Raw genomic sequence first — 698 nt, 5'->3', positions numbered from 1 at the left:
CACGCCCCAGGAAGCCAGCGATGGTTCGGTAGGGCTCGCCGGCACAAAGCCCGCGCGAGATCTCCTCCCGCTCCCTCATGGTCAAGCTTCCAGCGCGCGCCTTGCGGGATCCGGGAGCGATCCCTCCGTGGTGCTTGAGGACAGTGAACACCGAGCCGAGCGGCTTGCCGATCTGCCTTGAGATGACGCTGATCGACTCCCCGGCCCTCCACCGCCGCCACAAGTCGGCCTTCATCTCGTCCGGCATCCCCGGCCGACCCAGCTTCGCCACGTATCCCGTCCTCAACCAGCGCTGTTGCTCTGACCAGTTGAATCTAAGACGGCTCTTTTCAAGATTTCGATCGTCTTCTGCTGCTCGGCGTTCTGCCTGCGCAGCTGCCTGAGCTCCTCGCGCTCGGCGCTCGTCAGTTCGCCTGCCCCGCCCTGCCCGCGGTCGATCCGGTCACGCTTGACCCAGCCGCGCAAGCTCTCCGGACTCACGCCCAGATCCCGCGCGACCTCCGTGATCGTCCTGTCAGAGGAGCGGGCCAACGCGATCGCGTCCCACTTGAACTCCTCCGAATACCGCTTCGAGTACTGACTACCCACCTGGCACTACTTCCTCTGGAACCTCACGTTCCAGTCTCCAGGTGTCCAGTCAGGTTGCGTCCAGGGAAGTGGTGTACGGGTTCGACCTGATCCGGGGGTTTGCTCCGGCA

At 64.5% G+C, this 698-nt stretch carries 2 protein-coding genes; both read right to left on the bottom strand.

Annotation, left to right across the window (positions count from 1 at the left end; all coding sequences use genetic code 11):
- Positions 1 to 271: helix-turn-helix domain-containing protein (locus LQ326_RS47365; protein ID WP_234545406.1), on the bottom strand; the 271-nt coding region annotated here is incomplete at its 3' end.
- Positions 272 to 282: 11 nt separating this feature from the next.
- Positions 283 to 588: a transposase gene (locus LQ326_RS47360; RefSeq protein ID WP_234545405.1), complete on the bottom strand. Its 306-nt coding sequence runs from the start codon at positions 586 to 588 to the stop codon at positions 283 to 285.
- Positions 589 to 698 lie beyond the last annotated feature (110 nt).

It is taken from the genome of Streptomyces shenzhenensis (genome assembly GCF_021462265.1).
In the GTDB taxonomy this organism is placed as follows: domain Bacteria; phylum Actinomycetota; class Actinomycetes; order Streptomycetales; family Streptomycetaceae; genus Streptomyces; species Streptomyces shenzhenensis.
Note: the sequence above shows the minus strand (reverse complement) of the source record. Positions and strands in the feature narration are given on the sequence as shown.